The 3379-nt window shown below is 65.1% G+C and carries 2 protein-coding genes; both read left to right on the top strand.

Annotated features, from left to right (window positions below; all coding sequences use genetic code 11):
- Positions 1–956: 956 nt before the first annotated feature.
- On the top strand, positions 957–2366 hold the full coding sequence (locus QSK30_RS36510; protein ID WP_285509989.1) for an AbiJ-related protein: 1410 nt from the start codon (positions 957–959) through the stop codon (positions 2364–2366).
- 63 nt (positions 2367–2429) lie between these two features.
- On the top strand, positions 2430–3269 hold the full coding sequence (locus QSK30_RS36505; protein ID WP_285509988.1) for a hypothetical protein: 840 nt from the start codon (positions 2430–2432) through the stop codon (positions 3267–3269).
- Positions 3270–3379 lie beyond the last annotated feature (110 nt).

Here is a 3379-nt window from a genome sequence, read left to right as displayed (position 1 = left end):
CCGACTCTTGTTGACCGGTGGCCTGGACTACTCACCGGGGAGATATCTGGCCACCAGCGGGGAGATCACCGGCCATCTACGGGGCGGTAAGTGGCCGCCCATGGGGATCTTTCACTGGCCGCCGACAGTCCAGCATCGGGTGTCGGACTATGCCGCCTGCTGGTGTGCGGTGCCGGTCCCCTCGGGCACGTCTCGGACGCGCGTGTCGGCTGATGTCGGTCCACCGAGCACACGTGGACCGGAGCGCTAGTGCCTGGAACTCCAGTTTCGGGGTGTTGTCGCAACGGCGTGCAGACCGTGCTGCCTTGATCGGCGGGTTCCGGCGTACGAACTCGGTAGCTATGGCGGTGGGATCTGATGACCAACCTCGACCTCGACCGACGTACGTCTGAACTGGTCCGCCTCCCGTCGTTCGAGCGGTGACGGTGATCATGGGTACGGTCGTCGGTCTGACGTTCTTGTTCGGTTTCGGGAATGTCTTCGACTTGGCCCTGCGGTCGGGGGCGCCGGTGTGGGTGGCCCCGTTGGTGGCCCCCGCGATTGATCTGTCGGTCCTCGGGCTCCTGCTGGCGGTGAGGTATCTGGCTCTTGCCGGGGTACCGGACGTCCAGTTGCGGTCTGCTCGCCGGCTCCGGGTCTTTGCCAGTCTGGTCACTCTGGCGCTGAACGTTGCCGGACCGATTGCTGGGGGTGAGCACTCGCGTTTGCTGGCGACCCCAACCGTGTCAAAGTTGCCGGACCATGCACTGACCTGGGAGGACGCGAGTTTTCCCAGGTCAGCTTGGCTTGTTGGGGCGCGTAGGTGCGGGTTGCGGCCCGTTGTAGCGAGTTGCGATCCCCCAGGAGACCCCACCCGATCTTCGTCATACTTCACCTCGGTCTGGGCCAAATGCCGTTACGGACAGTGATCTCCAGATCTTGGTGGATGTGTCGGAGTGCTCTGTCAGACTTGGTCGATGGCCAGTGTTACCCAGCTCAGGGCTCTGCGCGACGTGCTTGGTTACCTGCCGGAAGAGATCTGTGTGGCTTCGCACAGGGAGCTTCCTGCCGCGTGCGTTGCTCGTGGTCTGCCGGAGCCCGAGTTGGGTGCCGAGCACAGGAAGATCGACCGGGCGACGGCGAGCTTCAACGCGGTGGCTGACGTTGACTTGCCGCGTGTCGCGCGGACGGTGCTGGCTCTTGACGGTGTAGATGCCGCTCGGCGGAACCTGGTGCAGGACGCCCTCTGGGACGTGGAGGGCCATCCGGCCGTGCCGGAACGGACTCGTCGGGACATCGCGGGCTCGCTCGTGGGGGTGGAGGTGTTCCGGGAGTTCGGGCGGTTGGTCCGGCTGCTTGATCGGCTGTGGGTGCTGGACGATCCGCTCGGGGAGTTGTTCGGTGTCGGCCGGAGCTTGCGCCGTGAGCTGGAGCAGCACATGGGGCGCAATGACGATTGGGACGCAGGGGAGTTGTTCGCCAGGGTCGGCGCGTTCGAGGCGTCGGATCGGCGGTTCGGGCTGTTCCTGGAAGGGCTCGCCTCGTCGGCCAACGTTCCAGATGAGGAGGTTCAGCTCGGGTTCGTCGCCGCAGTCCAGCCGCACCTGAGGGGTATCGGCCTCGAACTGCGGGAGACCGACCAGAACGGTGGCTATCCCGTGTTCACCCTCGTGGCGAGCCGATCGACCAGGGGCAGGCCGAAGAACCTGTTGTTCGCCTCCCTGGGCAAGCCCGACCTGCGGATCATCGACGCGCTCGACAACGACATCGAGATCGTCGGCGACACCGACGATCTCATCGACTACGACCTCCCGGTCGGCTCGGACGGGCTCCGCTGGCGGGTCTTGCAGGACTGGTGGAAGGAGGCCCGCGGCCACGACACCGACGAGAAGGCCAAGCGCACCCTCTACACCAGGCTGCTCGCCAGCCTCCCTGAGGACTCGCCAGCCTATGAGGGCCACCACCCGCAACGGCTGCTCTTCCACCTCTACCACGCCATCTACGAGAGGAGCATTCCCGACCTGCCTGCCCTACTCCCCGAGATCTGGCTGCACTGGGACCCGCGGACGGTCCGCGCCCGTGGGGCACAGGCCCTCCGCCACCAGCGCATGGACTTTCTCCTGCTGCTGCCGAACAGCGTCCGCGTGGTGATCGAGGTGGACGGCCAGCACCACTACGCCACCGATGGGCGTCCGGACGCTGCTGCGTACGCGGCGAACATGAAGGCGGACCGCGCACTCAAGCTGAGGGGGTACGAGGTGTTCCGCTTCGGCGCCGACGAACTGCGCGACAAACACCGCGCACGCGGACTGGTCGAGGCGTTCTTCCACGACCTGTTCACCTGGTACCGCGTGTCCGAACCGACGCCCACGTCGATCACCCGGTGACCAGACCCGGCGTTCCCGAGCGTCGGATGACCGGAGCGCGGCATCGCGTCCTATGGTGACCGGATGACCGAGCCGACTTCTACTTTCGACGGAGACCGCGCGGAGTACGTGGTTGTGCTGCGGGCTAAATCGGCCGTGAAGTTCCTGCCCGATGAGGTGTGGGAGCTGGCAATGAAGGTGCCCGAGTTGGGTCTGGCGGACCTTCTGGTGCGGATGTACACGCGCTGGTCAGTCGAAGGCGGTCAGCGGTTGCCGCGTGAACTGGTGGTCGAAGTTCGTGGCTGGGCGAACTCGTTGGATGACGCGCTGGGCAAGTTCCCGATGGTTGCGCGTCCGCTGGTGACGATGGCGGGCTTCGTGGCGAATGTGCAGGTGGACGAGCCAGAGGTCCACCTAGCCTTTGACAGCACGCCTACGCGCAGCGAGCGGGAGTTCATGGAGACCTCCCTGCCCGATGAGAGCGGTGTGCCAGGCCAGGGCCGGGTGATCCATGTTCCTTCGCTTGTCGCCGCGTGCTTGGCGCTGCGCACGATGCCGCGGGACGGCGCCCGACTCAGCCGGGCGTTGCGCCACTACGAACTCGCGCTTCGTCGATGGCACCTTGGCGGCGAGTGGTTGGCCCTCAACCACCTCTGGATCGCCGCCGAGATCCTGACCAAGCCAGTGATCCGCAACGCCATCGCCACTCGCGGAATCTCCGAGAAGATGCTGGCACACGAGTTGAACGTGGTCACCGATGACCCCGATCGGCCTCGGTGGAAGGAGATCCTGCAAGCGCGGGTCAGGGAAGCACTGGTATTCAACGGGGACAACAACGCCTACAAGACGGCCAAGGATGCCAGCGACGGGCTCGAACACGGGATGTGGGACTTGGCGCGGGTGGCGACCAGGGCGAGATCATGATCACTTGTGGTAGTTGATCTTCCACGTTTGGTGACCACGCTGGGTGTGTCCGGAGTGCGGTTTGGGGATGACCTTCTGTCTGGGAATATGGAAGTTCCTACACAGCCAGT

Origin of the sequence: Actinokineospora sp. NBRC 105648 (assembly GCF_030269645.1) — a bacterium.
Lineage (GTDB): Bacteria > Actinomycetota > Actinomycetes > Mycobacteriales > Pseudonocardiaceae > Actinokineospora.
The sequence above is the reverse complement of the archived record's forward strand: the minus strand, read 5'-3'. Positions and strand labels throughout refer to the sequence as shown.